Raw genomic sequence first — 20,764 nt, forward strand, 5'->3', positions numbered from 1 at the left:
GACAGAAACATTGAGATTCCTTCGGATCATACGTGCCCGCTCCACCCCGTCTAGCCCCTTCGTTCCTCAGGGGCCTGCGGCCGGGAAACTTTGCTGCGGCGCTCCTGCGTCGCTTATTTCCTCCGCAAACTTTCCCGCCCTTGCCCTGCGGGTAGACGTGCCTCCGTCGGGCACAGCTCCGCGATGCTCCGCCAGCAGCCAAAAAACAACGGGGGAGGAAAGCAAGCAGCTGGCCGGGTCACGCCGCTCCCTCACCACTCCTCTGCAAAGGACACAAACCATGATCCACAAATGCATCGCACTGGTTGTTCCACCCCGGCTCAGCGAGGCCGTCACCGCGGGCAGCCTGGACGTCCGGCACAGCGCCCTCGAAGTGCTCCTGAAAGGCGGGCTGGAATGCATCGTCCGGGGCGACTGGCACGTCTACATGAACGCCACCACCCCGAACCTCCGCCCCACCGCCCAGGCGCTGTGGCGGGAAACGCTGGACTCCACCAGGGCCATGGACGAAACCACCACCGTACGGCTCGTGGCCGCGTTCCAGCATGTGTTCATCCGGGATGTGCTGCTCTGCGAAATCGTCCATGAGCACATCGACAACGCCGGAAAGGTCCTCCTTGGACACGGCGGCATCGCCCCGGACTGGGCGCGCGTGGACAAAGCCCGGGACATCGCCCGCGAACTGATCCAGGCTGCACCGGAAGGCTACCGGGCACCCATGCTCACCCTCATCGGATGGCTGGAGTTCTACAAAGGCCGCGGCTCCACAGCCAACCACCACTTCGAACTCGCCACCCACGACACCAAGGGCTACCGGCTCGCGGAACTGCTCAGCGAAGTAATCCGCCGCGGCACCGTGGCAGGCACGGCTCAAAACCCGGACACCGCCTACCGGCCCCAGCAGTAACCCCCGGCTGGCAGGAGCCAAACGGTTCCTGCCAGCCACACCGGTCCGGCGGCCTCCCCCGCTGGCGCTCCTCCGGCCGCCGGCAACGCTGCGCGGACCAGCCTCCCCCAGCAAACCCCCATACGCTCCGGCTACAGTGGAAGGACAGAACCAACCACCGCAGCAGGGAGACCGCACCATGAGCACGTTCATCATGACCGACGACGACGCCCTGCCCGAGAACGCGAGCTTCGTCGAAGACGTCCTGGAACTGTCGCTTCTGACCGCCGGACCCGAAATCGGCCCCCTCGACGTCTCCCGGAAACAGCTCCCCGAAGACTGCTAACACCCAGCCGCAACGACGCTGCACCCACAGATTTCCATTGCAGAGGAAAACCATGAAGGCCGGCCAACGCCGGCCTTCATGGTTTAAGCACTCCTCGCCCCGGCCGCCCCGTGACCAGGTGCCGCTGTGCGTGGCGGTCAGGACGAAAGGGCATGCTCGCAGGGCTCGCACCCATTCGGGCATCCGCTGGCGCGGCCGGCTGTTGGGTCCAGGGGCCGCCGTCGCAGCGCTCCGGACCCCCTGGCCCTGTGGTGTCTACGACGTTTTTTGGCTGCTGTCCTTCGGATCATACGTGCCCGCTCCACCCCGTCTAGCCCCTTCGTTCCTCAGGGGCCTGCGGTCCGGAAACTTTGCTGCGGCGCTCCTGCGTCGCTTATTTCCTCCGCAAACTTCCCTGTCCTTGCCCTGCGGGTAGACGGGCCTCCATCGGGCACAGCTCCGCGATGCTTCGCCAGCAGCCAAAAAACAACGGGGTGCCCCTATGTTTTTCGTCAAGATGGTTTGCGCGTGTTCGTCGTCGTACAGACCTCGGCGTGGCAAGTTGGTGCGTGGTCGGCCGGCAGTAGGGTCTCCGGCGTCAGCTCTAGCGGCTGCCGGTGATACTGGTAGCGCGGGGCCGGGTCAGGGATTGTGCGAGCCGTGCATATCGGGACTGCCGGCGGAGGTTGTGGTCTTGTAATTTGGTGGCGATGGGGGCCCGGTGATTGCATCGGCGGTAGACATCGGGCACAGGTCCGTAATATGGCCCATTCCGGCGTACTCCCGGACGTCCCTAATTCCTGCAACTGCCGAGGGCTTGTCCGGAAAGGAACGCGAGACCGCCATCACCGTCCCGTCGGGAGCTGTAATTCTGAACCTGAAGCCCGAATCTTCGTCGTTGAAGAGTTCGAACATACCCGCCATTGGTCTCCTCCCGGCGGGGACCGCCACCTTGGCTTGGATATGTCATCGGGGCGGAAACACGGCGCTGGGCTGCCGTCCCGACGGTCTGGTAAAGGCATGGACTCCGGATGGCAACAAATGTGAAGCAGGCCACACGTCCGCCACTAAAGTTACGCGGAAAATCCGGTACCGGCCAGTAGAACTTTTACCGGTCACCCATGGGTTCAGGACCTTTTAAGTATTTCCCAGCCATCGAATTCGTAATTGACGACCAGCTGGGCCGGGACCGCGAACCAGGTGCCCGTTTTTCGTCTGGACGGACGACATGCTGCTACTGATTCTGGACGGCCCAGTGATTTGTTAATAAAATCTTGTCGACAGTCCGGCATGGGGCGCATTAGGCGTCCGGGAAGGAGGAGCAGATCACCGCTGACCCAGACCAATCTATGACTGACTTATCCGTTGAAGCCCCTCGTCCGAGGGGCTTTCCCGTGTCTGAGAACATCCTCGGGTGGCATGCTCACAGCAGGCCGTAGGGCTTGGCGGGGTAGACTCTGTGCCAAGCGACGCTCCTCGAGGGGGACCTCTACCCCTGGAGTGCGGACGCTGCACCATAGATTTCTTATGCAGAGGGAAACCAGTAAGAGACCGGCATGTGCCGGTCTCTTACTGGTTAACTCACGGCTAAGGAATATGCCCCGGCCGGGTGAGGCCTTGGTGCTACAGGGTTCGGGCGCGTCAGGCAGCGGCGATGCTTGCGGTTAATGCAGGGACTTGGGGGAGTCATATGAGAGTTCAACCTTTCACCGACCATCGGGAGCCGCTTCCGGAGCCCCAGGTCCTGCCCCCAACTTCTGAGCAACCTCGGGCCACGTCCCCGCTGGGCCTTGCGGAGTGCGATTCAGATTTCTCCGTTGACCGCGTGAGCCGGGGAGTACACCGGATCATCCTGCGGTCCAACGCACGCATCACCGAGGATGAGTGTGTCCAGTCAAGTGCGGAACTGCTGAAGGTCACCGGAGGAAAGCCCGGAGCCGTGCTATTGCAGATCACCGGCGTCGGTTCTGTCAGCCGTTCAGCGATCAGCCTTTGGCCCATGAACTTGAGCGTCTGGTCCTATCGGCCGCTCATGTCGACACGGACACACTCCGCCGTGAATTGCTGACCTTGGTCCGTGACCTCGTCGCGAGGGATAACGCATCCGTAGCCGGTGCCATCGTGGCTGCAGCAGACAAAGGCTTTTAGGGGCCCGGGGAACTGGAACCGCCAGATAGGCTCCCCACGGGTCGACCAGGTGCGGGGGGCTGAAGCTGCTGACGTCGCCGTCGGTATGCTACGGCCGCTCGGGCGGCTCCGTCCAGCGCCCCGCCGGAGTCGTCAGAGCTGGCCGATGCTGGAGACAAGCTCTGCGTGGCCCTCGCCGAGACTATAGGACAAGCCGACGACGGCGGTGCGGCCGTCCCGGATTGCGTCGGAAATCACGCGGGAGGTGTCGGCCAGACGGCGGGCGGTCTGTTTGACGTGTTCCACGACCATGTCGTTGATGTCGTGCTTTTCGTTCCGGATGGAGGTCAGGACCGAGGGCGTGATGCGCTCGACGAGGTCGCGGATGAAGCCGGACGGCATTTCGCCAGCCTCCACGGCTGCTTTTGTGGCGCTGACGGCACCGCAGCTGTCGTGGCCGAGGATGACGATCAACGGAACCTTCAGTTGGCTGATGCTGTATTCGAGCGAGCCGAGGACGGCGTCGTCGATGACCTGGCCTGCGGTGCGGACCACGAAGGCATCCCCGAGGCCCAGGTCGAAGATGATCTCTGCAGCGAGGCGGGAATCGGAGCAGCCGAAGATGACGGCGAAGGGATTCTGCCCTTCCACCAGGGATGACCGCCGCTGGGCGTCCTGGTTGGGGTGAATGGACTGGCCGGAGACGAATCGTTCGTTGCCGTCCTGAAGGCGGCGCCAAGCGAGGGCGGGGGTCAGGTAGTTAGCCACGCGGCTACTTTACGGGGAGGGAAGCTAGACGGCGAAACTGTTGCGGCCGGTGCCGGCGTGGCTCACGGGATTCCAACACGCCGGAAGGGGTGTGAGAACCTACGGCATCGACGCGCACGCCCACCGCGCCGCGCTGGCCGGGCACCAAGGCGACGGACCGGCGACCATCGCGGTGCTGGCCGGAGGACTTGATCGGGACTACCCGTCCGGGAACGCCGACCTCGCGGCCGCGATCCGCGCCAACGGCCTGACACTGTCGGAGCTTCCCCCGGGGTCCGCTCCCACCCGATACCGTTTCCTTATCCGGACTACTGGGTCTGGGGGATGCTGCACTGCGTATCCTGGGCCCGGGGTCTGTCCCTTGTGAGAGGGGAGAAGCAGTTTTTACCATGACTTCATGGAGTACGTGCGGCTGGCCGTACTGGAGCTCGTCAAAGCTGGAGTCATCAGCTTGGACGAGTTATGGGTTGCCTTTTTCAGTGTTGGCGGCAGCGCCGGTGAGCTGGAGCTCGAAGCGTATCTTTATGGGCTGATTCCGGTCAGTAACATCGATATGGAATTGCTTTCTCCTGCCTTGGAAATCATTGAGGATACTTGAGCACGATTGCTCCCTCCCTGTTCTGCTTTTAGATTGAAGGTATGCCGAGTGAGGACCAATCTGATGACTTTGAGCGCCTGCACGGCCTGATCTCCGGAACCGAGGACCTCAAAGGCTTCCTTGACGGCATGACCGGCTTCGCCGCGGAAATGATGACGCGAGGCACGGGTAGCCGGATCGAGTGCGCGGTCACTTTGCACCGCCGCAAGCGAAGTGTCACGATCGCCGGCAGCAGTGACGACGCGGTCTTTTTGGACGGCATTGAACAGAGCCTCGGGGAGGGGCCCTGCGTGGAGGCCCTCAAGGCGGGCCACACTATTGTTCTGGGAGATGCGTCCACTGAGACCAGATGGACCACGTATGCCCAGAATCTCCTGGCGGCAGGATGCCGCAGCGCCATGGGTGTCCCTCTCGAGCTGGGAAGCCAGGCCGATGCTGTCCTGAATTTTTTCGCTCCTACTACTGGCCTGTTCGATGACGAGGCCGTCAAGAACGCTGACATCTTCGCCGACATGGCCAGCCAGGCATTGCGCCTGGCCATAAGGATTGCGACCGCGGACCAGCTTGCCGAGAACCTACGGGCAGCAATGGAGAACAGAACAGCGATCGACCTGGCTTGCGGGATGATCATGGCCGAAAACCGATGCGGCCAGGAACAAGCGATGGAGTTCCTCAAGAAAGCCTCCAGTGACCGCAACGAAAAACTCCATGCCATTGCCGCGCAGATCATCGCCCGGGTTTCACGGGAGAATGTGCCCGCCACGTATTTCGAAGACTAAACACACGCCGCGTCGGATCCGCCGCTCGTGTCTGCGGCGAGCAGTGTCCCGGGTCTTGCCTATAGGGGGAAACCCGAATCTTTTCTTCTCAGTGTGCATTCGGAGCATCTTTTCTGAAGGCTGATCGAGACCGGGGGATTCCTAGTTCGACGACTTCCCGGTCGTGGTGGCTGTGTAGGGTCGTGGTGGCTGTGTAGTTTATACATCTGCGCGAGTTTCAGTTCGGCGCTGTTGAGGGTGACGCGTAGGCCTTCGACGTCCCCGACCCAGCCGTGTTGTTTGGCTTCGGTGATGCGCTCCTTGAGGTTGTCTATGATGTCTTGGAGTCGGGCGATCTGTGTGGGGTCGGGGCGGAGGAGCGCGCAGCGCAGGCCGTGTTCGTGTTGGCAGCCGGTGCCGTAGGCGCGTCCGCAGCTGCCCAGGCTGAGCTTGCGCTGCACGAAGTGGGCCTCGAATTCGTCCCATTCGGCAGCGGTTGGTTCGCGGTATTCCTCGGTGGGTCGAGCGACACGCCGCTTCTCGATAAATCGCTCAGGATCGTGATGCGAGTAGGCACGGCCGCAGCGCAAATCGAATGGGTTCACGGCGGGCCCTCGGCCCACGCGAAGCTGGTAGGCATAAAACGCTTTGCACACAGTCGTCGTGTGGTTGATCGTTGCGGGAATAGCGCGTCCCGAGATGCTTCTTCCCCGTGACCAGGTTCCGGCTCCCTCGCCGTTGCGGCTCGTTGCGGTTACCGACGAACTTCTCGGCCTCACGTGCCCACAACACGAAGTCGCGCGCCTCGAGCGCCATAGCCTTATCCCAGCTGATCCCGACCGCCCACAAGAACCGAAGGAACCGAAGCAACGACAACGCGTAGGTTCGCACCGTTCGCGGCGAGTAGTCCGTCGCGGCAAGCTCGAGCAGGTATTCCGTCGCAGGAGCGAACTCCTCCTCCATCGCGTCGACGACCACGAACCCAGGAACTCCGCAACAGGCCACGACCCGTCCAACCTCGGCGAGTGCCAGGTCCTCCACACGGCGCGGGGCAAAGCCTCGGTCCGACAGATCCATGAGCAAAGCATGCCGCTCACAGGCCCGTCGAGGACCGGCGACACGCGTCGTGAACCGTGGACTTAGTCCGGTAAATAATCCTGTCCCGGAACCGCATCACCGCCGCCATCGCCGGTGTCACGTGCGTGGTGGAAGCCCGCTGGCGCTCCGGTGCGCTGAACACTGCCCACCACGCCGAGACCATCGCCCGGCACGTCGCCGCCGTCCCCGGCAGTGTTCACAGCGCCAACTCCGCAGGATGCCACAGGCTCCTGAAGGACGGCGGCGCGGTACTGGTGACCGACGCGGCCGACCTCGCCGTCCTGCTCCCCGGCTAGGACCTGCAACGGCGGCCGGCCTTTGACGGCCGGTCACCGCTGGCGGTCCGCCGCGCGTGGCCGGGTGCCGCTTGTGGTCGCCGGCGGCGGACCGCCGTTCCCGCCAAGGATCCCGCTTGGATAAGCCAGGCGGGCGGCAAGCCTTGGGTGAGCGGCCGGCGTGGGCGAAACGGTGGCGCCCCAGACGAAAGGGCATGCTCGCAGGGCTCGCACCCATAAGGGCGTCCGCTGGCGCGGCCGGCTGTTGGGTCCAGGGGCCCCGTCGCAGAGCTCCGGACCCCCTGGCCCTGTGGTGTCTACGACGTTTTTTGGCTGCTGTCCTTCGGATCATACGTGCCCGCTCCACCCCGTCTAGCCCCTTCGTTCCTCAGGGGCCTGCGGCCGGGAAACTTTGCTGCGGCGCTCCTGCGTCGCTTATTTCCTCCGCAAACTTTCCCGCCCCTTGCCCTGCGGGTAGACGGGCCTCCGTCGGGCACAGCTACGCGATGCTCCGCCAGCAGCCAATAACAACTGTGAGTCTTTACGTGGCTGGTCTGGGACTAGCTGGCAGTGTTGATGCCGGTCGTTCTGCCTGGCGCGTGACTCGAAAAAACAATTGCCCTTGAAGGTGCGTTTCCCCCGATTTGTCCGCGCTGGGTGGAGCGACCGGCGTTGACCTGTCCCACGTCGTTGGCTTGATTAGAAGCTTGTCCAGCCTTTAGAGGTTGTGGCTCATCACAGTTTTGCCGCGGGGTGACTCTTCCCAGGTCCGGCGCCGGTCGTGCTGCGACCTGTCTTGCCCGTTCGAAAGGAAGGAGGGTGGCCGCGTTGACTATCGTTGCGCAGTCCCGCCCGTTCGTTATCGGCGTGGACTGTCACGCCCGAACCCATACTTACGCCATCATCGAGGCCAGCACTAAGCGACAGGTCGCGTGCGAGCAGTTCCCGACCACCTCGGCAGGGATTTCACGCGCCCTTGCCTGGGTAGGCCGAAGGACAGACGGCGATATGGGGTGTTTGTGGGCTGTTGAGGGTATCGGCTCATATGGGGCCCGGCTGGCCAGGGCAGCAACGGACGCGGGTTATGACGTCGCCGAAGCTCCACGGATGAACGCCCGAGGCCGTCGGGGGCTGGGCAAATCGGACCCGTTGGACGCCACCGCCATCGGAGCCGCTGTCCTGGGCTTGGAGGAGTCCCAACTCCGGGTTCCGCGACGGGATGAAGGAACCCGTGCCGGGCTCAGGATCCTGAGTGCGGCCCGGGATCAGCTGACGCGGGAACGAACAATGAATGTAAATGCACTCATCGCCCTCCTCCGGGCACATGACCTTGGAGTAGACGCCCGTAAGCCTCTGGTTCCCGCGCAGATCGCCGCGATCACCAGATGGCGGGAACGGCAGGAGCAGATGGAATTAGCGATTGCGCGGGAGGAAGCGGTTCGGTTGGCGCGCCGCGTTCTCGAAGTGACCACTCAGCTGGCTGCTAATCAGAAGCGCATGACTGAGCTAATTCAGCAAAGCCCCGCCGCCCCGCTGTTGGAGATGGTGGGCGCTGGCGCCGTTTCAATCGCTGCCGTCCTGACGGCTTGGTCGCATCCAGGAAGGGTTCGCAGCGAAGCTGCTTTCGCGTCACTGGCAGGGGTGAATCCCTTGCCGGCCTCAAACGGTAACACTGTCCGTCACAGGCTCAACAGGGGCGGTGATAGGCGCCTCAACCGTGCCTTGCACACCACCACCATGACTCGGATGGTTCACCACCCCGGAACGAGGGAGTACGTCGCCAAACGCACCCAAGAAGGCCGCGGCTACCGCGAAATTCGAAGATCCCTCAAGCGCTACCTTGCCCGAACCCTCTACCGCCAGCTCAACACCCTTTACGCCTCCATGGATCCTGCCCGACCTCATGCTGCAGGGGCGGAGCCCAGCCAACTCGTCGGAGCGTATCGCGATTCCGCGCCAGGCTAGGCCTCCTCGCTGCCCCAGCGTCCTAGCGCGACGATCGCCTCACGCAAGGCAAGCCCCCGATCGGTCAGCGCGTAGGCCCGGGTGTTGTGCCGGAGGGGCAGCCGGGACAGTACCCCGGCCGCTTCGAGCTCGCGCAGGCGGGTCGCGAGAATGTTCGTCGGCACGCCGAGGTCGCGCTGCAGATCGCCGTAGCGCTGCGGCCCGTCGAGCAGCCGCTCCACGACGAGCAGGGCCCACCGTGCTCCAACGATATCGAGGGCAGCAGCGAGGTCGCTCACACGGTCGGATCGGCGTCCGGCTTCATCCAAAACGGCGAGTAGTGGTAGCCGTCAGGGTCGTCGAACTGGCGCTGGTACATGAAGGGGTAGTCGTCGATATCACCGATCCGTCCGCCGGCGGCACCGGCGCGCTCGGTGAGCTCATCGACCGCCTCACGGCTGCCGAGGTCGAACGAGACCGTGACCTTCGAGGGGGTGTCGGGTCCGCCGACCAGCTCCTCGGCGCCCCCGACGCTCGCATACATCTCTCGGCTGCCGAGCATGACGTACTGCTCGGGGGCGATCGCGAAGCATGACACGTTGTGATCGGACATCTCGGGGTTGAGGGTCCAGCCGAGGGCGGTGTAGAAGGCAGTCGCGCGCTCGACGCTCTCGACCGGGCAGGTGATGAAAAGGCTCATGCGGCCAATGCTTGCAAAATGCAAGTGTGACGTCAAGACTAAGCCGCGCGCTCCGCGACTTGCGGGCGTGTAGGAGCACGTTCAGAGGTACGGACGAGTATTAGGGACCAAACCGTGCGTTCGGCAATGGTGCAGGCAGGGATCTCTAACCGGGCGTCGCCGCATCGCTCAGGCCGAGATGTCTTATATGGCTAGGGTTATGGGGCATCCCGGGTTACGAGACACCCTTTGATGTTGGCTGCATCTATTGCTCAGAGGGTGTGCCAGAACGCGGTGATGTCATTGGCGAGGAGCTCGGGTTCCTCGTGCGGAGCGAAATGTCCGCCCCGGGGCATCCTTGTGTATCTGGTGACTTGATATGACCGGGCGGCCCAACTTCGGGGTGGCTGTGCGAGGTCGAACGGGAATAGGGCGACCGCCGTCGGGACCCGCACCTGATCCACACGCGTTGTGAAGCCGGCCGCGAATTCGTAATACGGGCGGAATGACGTGCCGATGGACTTGGTGAACCAGTAGACGGATGCGAGGGTGAGGAGGTAGTCATCGCTGAACCGTGTCGAGACGTCCCCTCCGCAGTCGCTCCACGCCCGGTGCTTTTCGAGGATCCAAGACAAGAGGCCTGCCGGCGAGTCCGACAGTGCGGGAGCGAGGGTGAGCGGACGGGTTTGCTGCAGGTGTTGGTACGCACCTTCTCCTGCGACCCAGGCGTTCACACGTTCTAAATGTTCTTGTTCTTCGGGGCTGATCGTAGCGGGGTCAATTTGAAGCGGTGCAGCAACTGCGAGGAGATGGATGCCCGCGACTGCGTGGGGATGGGCAGCGGCCAGGCGTGAAGTAATTCCTGCGCCGAGGTCGCCGCCGTGGGCCGCGTAGCGGTCGAAGCCGAGGTGGTCTGTCATCAACCGGTGCCAGAGCTCGTGTGTCTGGTCGTGCAGGGATGGGCGCTGCGGGGAGAATGGCAGACCTGGCAGGGCCGGAACAATTACCGTTACGGCAGTCTCGGAACTGCCGCCGAACCGCGATGGTGCCGCTAACCGCTCGGCGAGAGCCACGAGCTCCAGAGCGGTGCTTGGCCATCCGTTGGTGAGTATGACGGGGAGGCCGCCCTGCTTTTCCGGGTCGAACCGGAGATATGCGACGGCGGTGCCGTCAATGTCCGCTGTATTCCAGGGCAACGCGTGGATGTGACGTTGTTGGGCTTCCCAGTCGAAGTCCTCGGCCCAGTACGAGACCAGTCGGCGCAGCTCTTCCTGGTCAGTTCCGGCTTCCCAGCCCGTCACAGGCCAGGAGGCAGGCCACCGTGTGTTACGAAGCCGGCGGCGCACCTCGTTGATTTCTTCGTTTGTCGGATCGAGGGTGAGGGGGGAACGGGACATAGCGCTCATTTCAACTGATGCATAAGTCGTGACGTTTAGACGAACTTATCCCAGCCTGTGCTGCTTCCTTCTCGTTGCAGCCATGCTGTGTTGGGACAGCGGAAGTGCAGGACTCGGGGTGCGGCCGGGACAATGAATGGAACCCGCCCGCACCCCTTTCCTGAGAAGACGCGGCGGACACGGCCGAAGACTGACTTGTGACGCCCTAACGATCTATGCATGCGTCCGGAAGCGCGGCCGGGGGGTTGTTGCTGGGCAACAGTGTCCGGCGATGAACGAGGACACGGCACTGGTCGCGGTGACCGTGTATTGCTTAGACAGGCATCAAGTTGCGGGCCCGACCATGACGGTCGCTTCCTCGATGCGTTCGAACCGTCCGTCGGAACCCAGGGCGGCGAAGACGTAGACCTCATAGACGACGCGCCGACCATCGACGCCGAGCAACTCGATGAGGTGGCGTTCGGCGTAGCTGCTGCCGTCGGTGATTTCATCCAGGACGGTAATGGTGACTTCTTGGGTGTTGCTTCGCAGGCGCCTGATGCGGGCGAGAAATCCGGCCCGGTCGTCCCACTGCCCGTTCGTGCGTTGGCGGAAGTCGGGGCTGATGTGACGGTCGGCTGCCTCGTCGACAGGAAGGTCGTGATTCTCGAGGAGGTCGGCCAGGGCGCCTCGGAGTGTGGTCATTGAGTGGCTCCTGATCTCCCCGGCCGCACGGATGCCGGTTCATGGCCGGCTCGTAGCGAGCTCATCGGACCGTGAGCACAATCTTGCCCTGGATGTGTCCCTGGGCCGCCCTCTCGTGCGCCTGCTGGGCGCTGGCGAGCGGGTAGGTGCTGTCGATGGCGACGCGCAATGTGCCGGCCTCGATCAGGCCGGCCAACTGTTCGAGCTGTTGGCCGTCGGAGCGCACCTGGGTGGATGAGACCACGACTCCGTGCTCGGCGACCTCCTCGGGGTCGAATTCGGCGAGGTAGACCGGGAACAGCGCGCCGCCGCGCTTGAGCGTGCGGAGGAAGCGTCGGCTGTGGGGACCGCCGACGGTATCGACTACGAGGTCGATGTCATGGGCGGTGTCTTCGGGGCGGTTCTTGGTGTAGTCGATGAATTCGTCAGCGCCGAGTTCCCGCAGGAATTCTTCGTGTTCTCCCGAGGCGACGGCGATGACGTGCGCGCCCTTCCATTTCGCAAGCTGGACGGCGAAGTGCCCAACGCCGCCCGCGGCCCCGTTGACCAGCACCGTGGTGTTGGAGTCGAGCCTGACCGGGCGGTGCCGATGGGCCTGAAAAGGCGAGGGATGGTCGTGTCCCAGCTCGACGAGGAACTGCCATGCGGTCAGCCCGGACATTGCTGCACCCGCGGCGTGCAGGTGTTCGACGCCCGCTGGCTTGTGCGCAAGGTCTGAGGCCGGCGCGGTCACGTATTCGGCATAGGCGCTGCCCTGGAGGCTGGTGGGGAAGAGGACCAGGCCGAAAACTTCTTCGCCCTTCGTGAAGCCTTCGACGTCGCCGGCGACAGCCTCCACGACCCCTGACACGTCGGTGCCCAGGATGATGGGCAGGTTCATGGGCGGCAGCATCTCTCGCGGCACGCCCGGCATGCCCTCGCGCATGTACCAGTCCGGAGGGTTGACGCCCACCGCGGAGACCCGGACGAGCACCTCGCCAGGCCCCACCTCGGGGACCGGCACCTCTTCGTGGCGCATTACCTCGGGGCCGCCGAAGTGGTGAATTCGAATCGCCTTCATACTGTTCGTGGGCATTGTGTGTCCTTTCAGTGGCCTGCCTGTACCATTACTGGAGCACTGCTCCGGTTGTCAAAAGGAGATGTGAGATGCGCGTCGACGCTCAAAGAAACTATGAGCACCTGCTCGATATTGGCCGCGTTGTTGTCGTCGAGCAGGGAGCTGAGGCGTCGCTGCGCGACGTCGCCCGCCGGGCTGGCGTTGGATTGGGAACGCTTTACAGGCATTTTCCGTCACGGGAGGCCCTGCTTGAAGCCTTGCTGCGCAAGAGCTTTGACAAGCTGGCAGCGCAGGCAGCCGAGCTTGAGGCGGCAAGCGCACCGGCAGACGCACTCATTGTCTGGCTGCGCGATTTCGTCGCGTTCTCCCGTACCTACCGGGGCGTCACGGAGATGATGATGGCCGCCATCGAAAACACGGAGTCCGCCCTCCATACCTCATGCGTCAGGCTGCGCGGCGCCGGCACGCAGTTGCTCACCCGCGCCCAGGCCGCCGGCGCCGCCCGCCCTGACATGGATGGCACCGACCTGTTCGCGCTCGTCACCGCACTTGCCTGGCTCGGCGACCAACCCTCAAGCGCGACCCGCGCCGGTCATCTCTTCGACATCATCGCAAGCGCAATCCTGGTAAATCGAGCAAGCGGCGATTCCCTCTCCGAATCCCCCTAACGCGGGACTGGGCTCGACAGGCGCCGCGACGGAGGCTCTAGATGCCGGCACAGCCGGCCCGATTGAATGTGCGATGAAGGCACAGGAATCCCAGCTGCAACAACCCGGCGTCTCATAACCCTTGAGATACGAGGCGTCTCGTCCAGAGGAAAGCACCGCGTCAAATGCGGTCCCAGGTTGTTTGAAATCACGTGGCTTTCCCAGCACCAGGCGATTCTCATAAGTATGTCTCGAAACCCTCTGTTTGAATCGGCATACTAATGATTAGTTACGAGACGTGGAGCCGCTCCGCGGCGTTGTTGGCTTGAGAAAACGGCCTTGTGGCTGGCTTGGGTAGCGGCGGATGATGGCGGTGCCGCGGTCGACGCCGCTGTGTCTTAGTGCTCAGAGCCTGTTTATGAGCGTGGTGTGGAGGGCTTCCACGGGAACCGTGGATTGGTGCCGCCAGCCCAACAGCCTAGGGGTTGACGAGCCCGTTTAGTAGATTCCTGAATCATTTCCCCGCCCTTCCCGCGGTACCTGACACCGCCAGCCCGGTGGTGCTGTTGGAGCGGATGCGAGGAGTAGATGATGGACATCGTGCACGAGCGTGCCGCGGGAATGGATATCTCCAAACGTGATGCGAAGGTCTGCATCCGGGTACCGGGAACGCGGGCAGGGACGTCCAGTAGGACAGTGGCCACATATGGGGCGACGACGAATGAGATCGTGCGTCTGCGGCGTGATCTGGAGGCAGTCGCGGTGACGGTGGTGGTAATGGAGGCTACCGGCGACTACTGGAAACCGTTCTACTTCCTGCTGGCGGAGTCGCTGAACGTGCAACTGGTTAATGCCAAAGCTGCGCGGAATATCCCGGGGAGGAAGAGCGATGTTTCAGACGCGACGTGGCTGGCGGAGCTCGCTGCCCATAATCTGCTGCGGGCCAGTTTCGTGCCGCCCGAGCCGATCCGTCAGTTGCGGGATTTGACCCGCACGCGATCGAACCTGACTCATGAGCGCACCCGCGAATTCTCACGACTGGAGAAAGCACTGGAGGACTCGAGTATCAAATTGTCCTCGGTCGTCAGCACGCTGAGCACTCAATCCGCCCGCAGCATCCTCAACGCGCTCGTATCCGGAGAACGTGACCCGCAGGCCTTAGCTTCGCTGGCGCACGCCTCGATGGGCCGCAAATCCGGGGCGCTGGTCGAAGCCCTCACCGGCCGCTTCACCGACCACCACGCATTCATGGTGCAGCTGCATCTGGACCGCATCGATCAAATCGAAGCGACCCTCGCGGCCCTCGACACCCGCATCGATATGGTGATGGAACCTTTTTCCTTAGCCCGGGAGCTGCTGATGACCGTCCCTGGGATTTCGAAGAATGTCGCTAACGTCATCATCGCCGAAGCCGGCGTGGACATGAGCGTCTTTGACACTGCGGGCCATCTGGCCTCGTGGGCGGGAGTATGTCCGAGCCAGAACGAGTCCGCTGGACGGATCAAGTCCACCCAAACCCGACCCGGCGACCACTACCTCAAAGCCGCACTGGGAATCGCGGCGCTGGCCGTGTCACGATCCAAAACGACCTATCTCGCCGTGAAATACCGTCGCATTCAGTCCCATGCCGGTTCCCTGCGTGCCGTAGTCGCTCTCCAACACACGCTGCTCGTCATCGTTTGGAACATGCTCCACGACGGTGTCGCCTACGATGAACTCGGCATCGATCATTATGACAAAACGAACCCCGAACGCGCCAGGAAACGCCTCCAACGCAGAATGGTCTCGCTTGGATTCGAGCCCAACCTCACCCCACTTTCTGCAGGGAGCTCACCTTCGTTTTCTTAGTAGACACACTCGGAGGCAGGCATGTCGAAACTCATTGGCTATGCACGCGTTTCGACACGACAGCAGTCCACGGACCGGCAGCGCGCGGATCTCCTGGCCGCCTGTGTTCGACGCGATGACCTATACACCGACCATGGGGTCTCCGGAGCACACGCATCTCGACCACAGTTCGATCGGTCACTCGACGCGCTCATGGAAGGTGACACCCTCGTCATCACGACTTTGGACCGGCTCGGGCGATCCACCCAGAACATGCTCGCCCTCGCCGATGAACTCCGCAGCAGGAAAGCCGGTTTGCGCGTGCTGAACCTGGGCGGAGGCGACGTCGACACCGCAACACCGATGGGCTCAATGTTGTTCACGATCATGGCCGCCCTTGCGCAAATGGAACATGAGATCAAGCGCGAACGCGTCACGGACTCCATCAACAAGCGACGCGAGGCGGGCCTGGGTCTCGGCGGCCGGCCCCGCCGGGTTACCGATAGCCAGATTCGAAATGCTGTCCGATTGGTCGAAGGTGGAGAGCCCGCGGCGCAGGTTGCCCGCGACCTGGGAATGTCCCGAGCAACCTTTTACAGGCGGTCACGAGCCCTTGCCGGCCAGCAGGCTGCCATTTAGCACCGTAAAAGACGGCCATATCGCGCCAACATTGACACCCGACCCCGTTGCGGGAGTGGGAGCTGTAGGTGTTTTGAACAAGCAGTGCCTTTTCAAAACGCTGGTGCCTTACCTCAGCCGGACCGAGAGCGCCCGGCGAACTTCGGCGGTACACAGCGCTGGGCGCTGTGTAATGGTCCTCGCTTCGCTCGGGCTGTAGAAGCGTTTTTCTTGTTTTGGCTGCTGTCCTGAGGGATTGTACGTACCCGCTCCGGCCCGTCTAGCCCCTCCGTGAACTCCGGGGCCTGCGTGCCGGGAATTTCCCTCCGGCGCTCCTTCGTCGCTGATTTCCTCCGGGAATTTCCCGGCCCTTGCCCAATGGTAGACAGGCCTCCGTCGGGCACAGCTCCGCAAGCTTCGCCAGCAGCCAAAACAACGGGGGGAGAGGGGAAGCTGGCCGGTCACCAAAGCCGCCCCGCCCACCGGATCCTCAGCAAAGGACGAGAGAAACCATGAACGATCGCACTGCACGCGCAGCCCTGACCCGACTCTTCGAACCCGGCGACCGTGTCGGGCGGGCCCTCGTGGGCAGGCTCGGCGCGTACGCCGCGTTGAGGCTTGCTACCGGCGCGCAGCCCGTACACGCCATTCCGGAGGCAACGGTCGAAGAACTGTCAGAGGTGTTGAGACGGTGGGCTCCGCGGGTTCCGGAGGTCGATCCGAAGAAGGACTTGGCCATCATCGAACGCCTGGGCGGCGGGTTTCTCATCCCAGGAGATGAGCGCTGGCCGGAGGGCTTGGATGATCTGCCTGACGCCCCGTACGGGCTGTGGTATCGGGGCAACATCGACGATGGCATCCCAGCGCCGTCGAAGTGTGTGGCCCTGACCGGATCCCGGGACTCGACCAGCTACGGCGCCTCCGTTGCAGGCGACATGGTATACAGGTTGGCCCAACGTGGAATCTGCGTGATCTCAGGCCTTGCCTACGGCATAGATGCACACGCACACCGGGCCGCTTTGGCCGGAAGCCAGGGAGAAGGACCGGCAACCCTCGCGGTACTGGCCGGAGGCCTTGACCGAGACTACCCGTCCGGTAACGCCGATCTCGCGGCCGCGATCCGCGGCAACGGCCTGACGCTCTCAGAGCTCCCGCCCGGTTCCGCCCCGACCGGTACAGGTTTCTGCAGAGGAACCGCATCATCGCTGCCCTCGCCGGAGTCACGTGTGTCGTGGAGGCCCGCTGGCGCTCAGGTGCGCTGAACACCGCGCACCACGCCGAAACGATCGCCCGGCACGTGGCCGCCGTCCCCGGCAGCATCCACAGCGCAAACTCCGCAGGATGCCATCGGCTGCTGAGGGAAGGCGGAGCCGTGCTGGTCTCCGATGCAGCGGAACTAACTGAGCTGCTCGCCAGCTAAGACTCCCGGGTGGCCGGTCCTTCCCGGGCCGGCCACCGCGGGCGGTCCGCCGCTCGTTAGCGGCTTGCACGTTGGGTCACCGGCGGCGGACCGCCATTCGCAAAACCAGGCGCCGGCTCAGCTGCCGCCCGCGACCCACCGCCGTGCCGGCTCACTTTGGGGATCTGTGGGCGCCCCAGGGAAAAGCTTGTTCGCAGAGCTCACAGGATCGGGCGTCCGCGGGCGCGGCCGGCTGTTGGGACCAGGACGCACCGTCGCAGAGCTCCGGACCCCCTGGCCCTGTCTTGTCTACGACGTTTTGGCTGCTGTCCTGACGGATTGTACGTGTCCGCTCCGGCCCGTCTAGCCCCTCCTTCGTCGGGGCCTGCGGCGCAGGAAATGTCCCTCCGGCGCTCCTTCGTCGCTGATTTCCTCCGGGAATTTCCCGCCCCTTGCCCTGCGGGTAGACAGGCCTCCGTCGGCCACAGCTCCGCAAGCTTCGCCAGCAGCCAAAACAACGGGGGGAGAGGGGAAGCTGGCCGGTCACCTAAGCCGCCCCGCCCACCTAATCCTCAGCAAAGGACTTTCAACATGACCGACGCAATCCGCATCTCCAGCCCCGCCGACATCCTCGGTTTCATCCCGCACTCCCTCGGGTTCGTACCGCGGGAATCCTTCGTGTTCCTGACCATGCGGGGCAAGACGCTGGGCGCGACACTCCGCGTCGACGCCCCCGCGTTCGCGGAACCCGCCGGTTTCGCCCGCTCCATGGCTGACTATCTCGCACTGGACACTCAGGCCACGGCGGTGCTGCTGGCCATCTACACCGCCAGCACCGCGGCACCCGGACAGCCGCGCCCCTTCCACGACCACGTCGAGGCCGTCATTGAGGCGCTGGAGGGTGCAGGTACCCCGCTGCAGGACGCGTGGCTGATCACCCCGTCGCACTGGCAAAACCTGCTGTGCGACAGCGACGCCGGGTGCTGCCCACCCGAATCACTGGAATCCATCACCGACGGGCAACTAAACGCGGAACTGGTGTTCCGCGGCAGCAGCTACCAAAAGACGCCCGGCACCAGCTACGCACCGTTCGCAGGCCCAGCAGACAGGGAGGAACAGATCCGTCATGCGCTCCCTGAAGTGCTCGGCGCGGAGCTGAATCCCGGCAGGGAACTGTGGGCCGACGCCCTGACCCGGGACGGCTGGACGGATCCGCAGACAGCGGTGGAGCTGCTGGCATGCTTCCAGCGCCCGGACCTGCGCGACACGTTGCTCTGCAACGTGATCAACCCGGACCTGCCGGACGCCGAGGAAAGCGGGAACCTGCTCATGGGAGAAGGTATCGCCCCGGACTGGAACCGCGTGGACCGGGCCCAGGAAACCGCCCGGGACCTCATCGACGCCGCGCCGGAAGGCTACCGGGCGCCACTGCTGACCCTGATCGGATGGCTGGCGTACCTCAAAGGTCAGTCGTCAGTAGCTGCGGACCACTTCAAGCTTGCTCTGGCTGATACACCAGGCTACAGGCTCGCGGAACTGATGGACCAGCTGGTGAGCCGGGGAACCATCGCCCCGGTCGCGAAGAACCAGGCAACCGCCTATAAGCGTCACCGCTAAAAGCAACGGGGCCGGACCGGGAAAACGGTCCGGCCCCTTGGGTGCGTCGGCGGCCTCCCCCGCATGCGCTCCTCCGGCCGCCGATCACGCTGCCGCGGGCGCAGCACCACAAGCGGGCAACGGTCCGGACGCCGGGCTACAGTGGAAAGGAACAACATCCACTACCGCTCGGGAGTAGCACTATGAGCCACGAGTACATCCTCACGGATGACGACGCCGCACCCGCTGGCGCCACCCACGCCCAAGACATGCTGGAACTGTGGATGTTGACCATGCCGCAGCCAGGCGCCCCCATCGTTGATATCTCCTGGGAGAAATCCCCGCTGGACTTTTAAATTTCTGCAACGATGACGCTGCAGCACTGATTTTCCTAATTCTGTATTAGCGGCTCCATTTGGGCTTCCGAAGCCGCTGCCGTGACGGGTTTCCTGACACCCCGCGCCGGTGGACTCCTATAGATTTCCTGGCTCTGGAGGCCTCGCAAAAGAGCGGTGGCCACTTGGCAGATTAGGTCTCTCGAAACCCGTCTCACAGCTTTGCGTGACCTGCCCTGTTCACTTGCCCAGCGGTTACTGGGTCGCTAGGGAGTGTCTGCGAATTCTGCAGGGCCGCCAGGTTGATGCTCTTTGTGGTGCGAGCCCATCGAGGGGAGACCTCCCTCTAAATTGCCGAGCCTTCGAGCTCTTGATTAAGACTGAGGCCCCCTGGATGAGCCGGTGTCACGAACGGCTAGTGAGATGGCGGACCAACGAGTCCTGGAATTAGGTCGCCGCGTGCCCCGAACAGGCTCACCCATGACAGGGAGAAGAGTTAGGAGCAGGAATTGAACGTGTACTGCGGCCTCGACTGGGCCGAAAATCACCATGACATCGCGCTCGTCAACGAAGCCGGCGAGCGATTGGCAAAACAACGCATCACCGATGACGCCGCAGGCTACAAGATCCTGCTGGATCTCCTCGTTGCGCACGGCGACACCCCGCAGGCCCCGATTCCCATAGCAATCGAGACCAGCCACGGACTCCTCGTAGCCACCCTGCGAACAGGAACACGCCAGGTCTACGCCGTGAACCCGCTCTCAGCCGCCCGATGCCGGGACCGGCACGCAGTTTCCGGCAAGAAATCCGACCACGGCGACGCGCTCGTCCTGGCCAATATCCTGCGCACCGACATGGCAGCCCACCGGCCTCTGCCCCAGGACAGCGAACTGGCCCGGGCCATCACTGTCCTCGCCCGAGCTCAACAAGACGCCGTCTGGGCACGGCAACAAATAGCCAACCAAGTTCGCTCGCTCCTGCGCTACTACTACCCCGCAGCGCTACAAGCGTTCCTTGGCAAACAGAATGGCCTCACCCGAGACGACGCCCGCATCATCCTGACCATTGCTCCCACCCCGGCCCGCGCAGCGAAACTAACAACAACACAGCTGCAGTCGGCCCTTCGCCGATCAGGACGCAGCAGGGGAATCGAGGCAGAAGCAGGCAGGCTCAAGGAGATATTCCGTGGCACCTATGCCCGACACCCCCAGCCAGTCGAGGACGCTATGGGGCTGCAACTAGCAGCCCTGCTGCTGCAACTGGACGCCGCATGCACGGCAGCAGACCGGCTCGCCCAGGCCGTTGAAGAGGCATTCCTGAAGCACCCAGACGCACAAATTCTCCTGAGCTTCCCAGGCTTAGGCGTTCAACTCGGAGCACGAATACTGGCAGAGGTAGGCGACGACCCCACTCGGTTCGTCGACGCCCGAGCGCTAAAGGCCTACGCCGGATCAGCTCCGATCACGCGCGCATCTGGGAAAAAGACCTACGTCGGCCGACGATACGTCAAAAACCACCGGCTGATGCACGCAGGATTCCTCTGGGCCTTCGCCTCCCTCAAATGCTCCAAAGGCGCCAACGGACACTACCGACGGCGCCGCGCAGCTGGAGACTGGCACGCAGCTGCCCAACGCAACCTCTTCAACCGATTCCTCGGCCAGCTCTACTACTGCCTTCAGAGCCGGAATCTATTCGACGAGCATCAGGCCTTCGCGTCTGCCGCCTGACCAGAACCCCATCAAACAA

General features: G+C 63.5%; 20 protein-coding genes and 3 pseudogenes. 14 read left to right on the top strand and 9 right to left on the bottom strand.

The window, feature by feature from the left end; genetic code table 11:
- Positions 1-280: 280 nt before the first annotated feature.
- Positions 281-907 (top strand): DUF4192 family protein, encoded by a 627-nt coding sequence (locus tag J7E80_RS19920; protein WP_215053960.1) that lies wholly within the window; start codon positions 281-283, stop codon positions 905-907.
- A 178-nt stretch (positions 908-1,085) separates the two neighbouring features.
- Positions 1,086-1,232 carry a hypothetical protein gene (locus J7E80_RS19925; protein ID WP_215053961.1) on the top strand — a complete coding sequence of 49 codons (147 nt, stop codon included), beginning with the start codon at positions 1,086-1,088 and terminating at the stop codon, positions 1,230-1,232.
- A gap of 621 nt (positions 1,233-1,853) precedes the next feature.
- Here J7E80_RS19925 and J7E80_RS24730 read toward each other — a convergent pair.
- Positions 1,854-2,135, bottom strand: a complete 282-nt coding sequence (locus tag J7E80_RS24730) for a DUF1508 domain-containing protein (RefSeq protein WP_215053962.1) — start codon at positions 2,133-2,135, stop codon at positions 1,854-1,856.
- 1,356 nt (positions 2,136-3,491) lie between these two features.
- Positions 3,492-4,106, bottom strand: coding sequence for a carbonic anhydrase (locus J7E80_RS19935; protein ID WP_215053963.1), 615 nt, complete (start codon positions 4,104-4,106; stop codon positions 3,492-3,494).
- 100 nt (positions 4,107-4,206) lie between these two features.
- Between J7E80_RS19935 and J7E80_RS19940 the strand changes: the two are divergent.
- The 3 genes and pseudogenes from J7E80_RS19940 to J7E80_RS19950 all read left to right on the top strand — a co-directional run.
- Positions 4,207-4,413 (top strand): annotated as a pseudogene (locus J7E80_RS19940) (DNA-processing protein DprA); the annotation flags it as partial.
- Between the two features lie 90 nt (positions 4,414-4,503).
- Complete coding sequence (locus J7E80_RS19945; protein ID WP_215053964.1) at positions 4,504-4,704, top strand: hypothetical protein; 201 nt, start codon at positions 4,504-4,506, stop codon at positions 4,702-4,704.
- A 41-nt stretch (positions 4,705-4,745) separates the two neighbouring features.
- Positions 4,746-5,483 carry a GAF and ANTAR domain-containing protein gene (locus J7E80_RS19950; protein ID WP_215053965.1) on the top strand — a complete coding sequence of 246 codons (738 nt, stop codon included), beginning with the start codon at positions 4,746-4,748 and terminating at the stop codon, positions 5,481-5,483.
- A 59-nt stretch (positions 5,484-5,542) separates the two neighbouring features.
- On the opposite strand, the gene J7E80_RS23995 is transcribed toward J7E80_RS19950, so the two are convergent.
- Both J7E80_RS23995 and J7E80_RS24735 read right to left on the bottom strand, forming a co-directional pair.
- Positions 5,543-6,067 carry a hypothetical protein gene (locus tag J7E80_RS23995; protein WP_251037141.1) on the bottom strand — a complete coding sequence of 175 codons (525 nt, stop codon included), beginning with the start codon at positions 6,065-6,067 and terminating at the stop codon, positions 5,543-5,545.
- Positions 6,015-6,539, bottom strand: coding sequence for a site-specific integrase (locus J7E80_RS24735; protein WP_396020816.1), 525 nt, complete (start codon positions 6,537-6,539; stop codon positions 6,015-6,017). Before J7E80_RS24735 ends, J7E80_RS23995 begins: the two co-directional genes overlap by 53 nt.
- 80 nt (positions 6,540-6,619) lie before the next feature.
- On the opposite strand from J7E80_RS24735, the pseudogene J7E80_RS19960 reads away from it, so the two are divergent.
- Positions 6,620-6,856: pseudogene (locus tag J7E80_RS19960) on the top strand (DNA-processing protein DprA); the annotation flags it as partial.
- An 807-nt stretch (positions 6,857-7,663) separates the two neighbouring features.
- Positions 7,664-8,800, top strand: coding sequence for an IS110 family transposase (locus tag J7E80_RS19965; protein ID WP_251037148.1), 1,137 nt, complete (start codon positions 7,664-7,666; stop codon positions 8,798-8,800).
- On the opposite strand, the gene J7E80_RS19970 is transcribed toward J7E80_RS19965, so the two are convergent.
- From J7E80_RS19970 to J7E80_RS19990, 5 genes are all read right to left on the bottom strand, one after another.
- The gene (locus J7E80_RS19970) at positions 8,797-9,078 is read right to left on the bottom strand and encodes a helix-turn-helix domain-containing protein (protein WP_215053966.1); all 282 of its coding nucleotides are present in this window, start codon (positions 9,076-9,078) and stop codon (positions 8,797-8,799) included. The two genes, J7E80_RS19965 and J7E80_RS19970, sit on opposite strands and share 4 nt — an antisense overlap.
- Positions 9,075-9,479 carry a VOC family protein gene (locus J7E80_RS19975; protein WP_215053967.1) on the bottom strand — a complete coding sequence of 135 codons (405 nt, stop codon included), beginning with the start codon at positions 9,477-9,479 and terminating at the stop codon, positions 9,075-9,077. Before J7E80_RS19975 ends, J7E80_RS19970 begins: the two co-directional genes overlap by 4 nt.
- 251 nt (positions 9,480-9,730) lie before the next feature.
- Positions 9,731-10,855 (bottom strand): epoxide hydrolase family protein, encoded by a 1,125-nt coding sequence (locus tag J7E80_RS19980; protein WP_215053968.1) that lies wholly within the window; start codon positions 10,853-10,855, stop codon positions 9,731-9,733.
- A 324-nt stretch (positions 10,856-11,179) separates the two neighbouring features.
- Positions 11,180-11,539 carry a hypothetical protein gene (locus tag J7E80_RS19985; RefSeq protein WP_215053969.1) on the bottom strand — a complete coding sequence of 120 codons (360 nt, stop codon included), beginning with the start codon at positions 11,537-11,539 and terminating at the stop codon, positions 11,180-11,182.
- A 61-nt stretch (positions 11,540-11,600) separates the two neighbouring features.
- Positions 11,601-12,614: an NADP-dependent oxidoreductase gene (locus J7E80_RS19990; protein ID WP_215053970.1), complete on the bottom strand. Its 1,014-nt coding sequence runs from the start codon at positions 12,612-12,614 to the stop codon at positions 11,601-11,603.
- A 71-nt stretch (positions 12,615-12,685) separates the two neighbouring features.
- Between J7E80_RS19990 and J7E80_RS19995 the strand changes: the two genes are divergently transcribed.
- From J7E80_RS19995 to J7E80_RS20025, 7 genes and pseudogenes are all read left to right on the top strand, one after another.
- Positions 12,686-13,264: a TetR/AcrR family transcriptional regulator gene (locus J7E80_RS19995; protein ID WP_215053971.1), complete on the top strand. Its 579-nt coding sequence runs from the start codon at positions 12,686-12,688 to the stop codon at positions 13,262-13,264.
- 570 nt (positions 13,265-13,834) lie between these two features.
- Positions 13,835-15,091 carry an IS110 family transposase gene (locus J7E80_RS20000; RefSeq protein WP_215054021.1) on the top strand — a complete coding sequence of 419 codons (1,257 nt, stop codon included), beginning with the start codon at positions 13,835-13,837 and terminating at the stop codon, positions 15,089-15,091.
- A gap of 21 nt (positions 15,092-15,112) precedes the next feature.
- Positions 15,113-15,709, top strand: a complete 597-nt coding sequence (locus tag J7E80_RS20005; protein ID WP_215053972.1) for a recombinase family protein — start codon at positions 15,113-15,115, stop codon at positions 15,707-15,709.
- A 491-nt stretch (positions 15,710-16,200) separates the two neighbouring features.
- Positions 16,201-17,096, top strand: a pseudogene (gene dprA / locus J7E80_RS20010) (DNA-processing protein DprA); the annotation flags it as partial.
- Between the two features lie 582 nt (positions 17,097-17,678).
- A complete protein-coding gene (locus J7E80_RS20015; RefSeq protein ID WP_215053973.1) occupies positions 17,679-18,704 on the top strand; it encodes a DUF4192 domain-containing protein in 1,026 nt (341 codons plus the stop codon).
- Positions 18,705-18,886: 182 nt separating this feature from the next.
- The gene (locus tag J7E80_RS20020) at positions 18,887-19,039 is read left to right on the top strand and encodes a hypothetical protein (protein WP_215053974.1); all 153 of its coding nucleotides are present in this window, start codon (positions 18,887-18,889) and stop codon (positions 19,037-19,039) included.
- Positions 19,040-19,527: 488 nt separating this feature from the next.
- Positions 19,528-20,745, top strand: coding sequence for an IS110 family transposase (locus J7E80_RS20025; protein ID WP_215053975.1), 1,218 nt, complete (start codon positions 19,528-19,530; stop codon positions 20,743-20,745).
- The last annotated feature ends 19 nt before the right edge of the window (positions 20,746-20,764 follow it).

Source organism: Arthrobacter sp. ISL-28 (assembly GCF_018613875.1).
Lineage (GTDB): Bacteria > Actinomycetota > Actinomycetes > Actinomycetales > Micrococcaceae > Arthrobacter.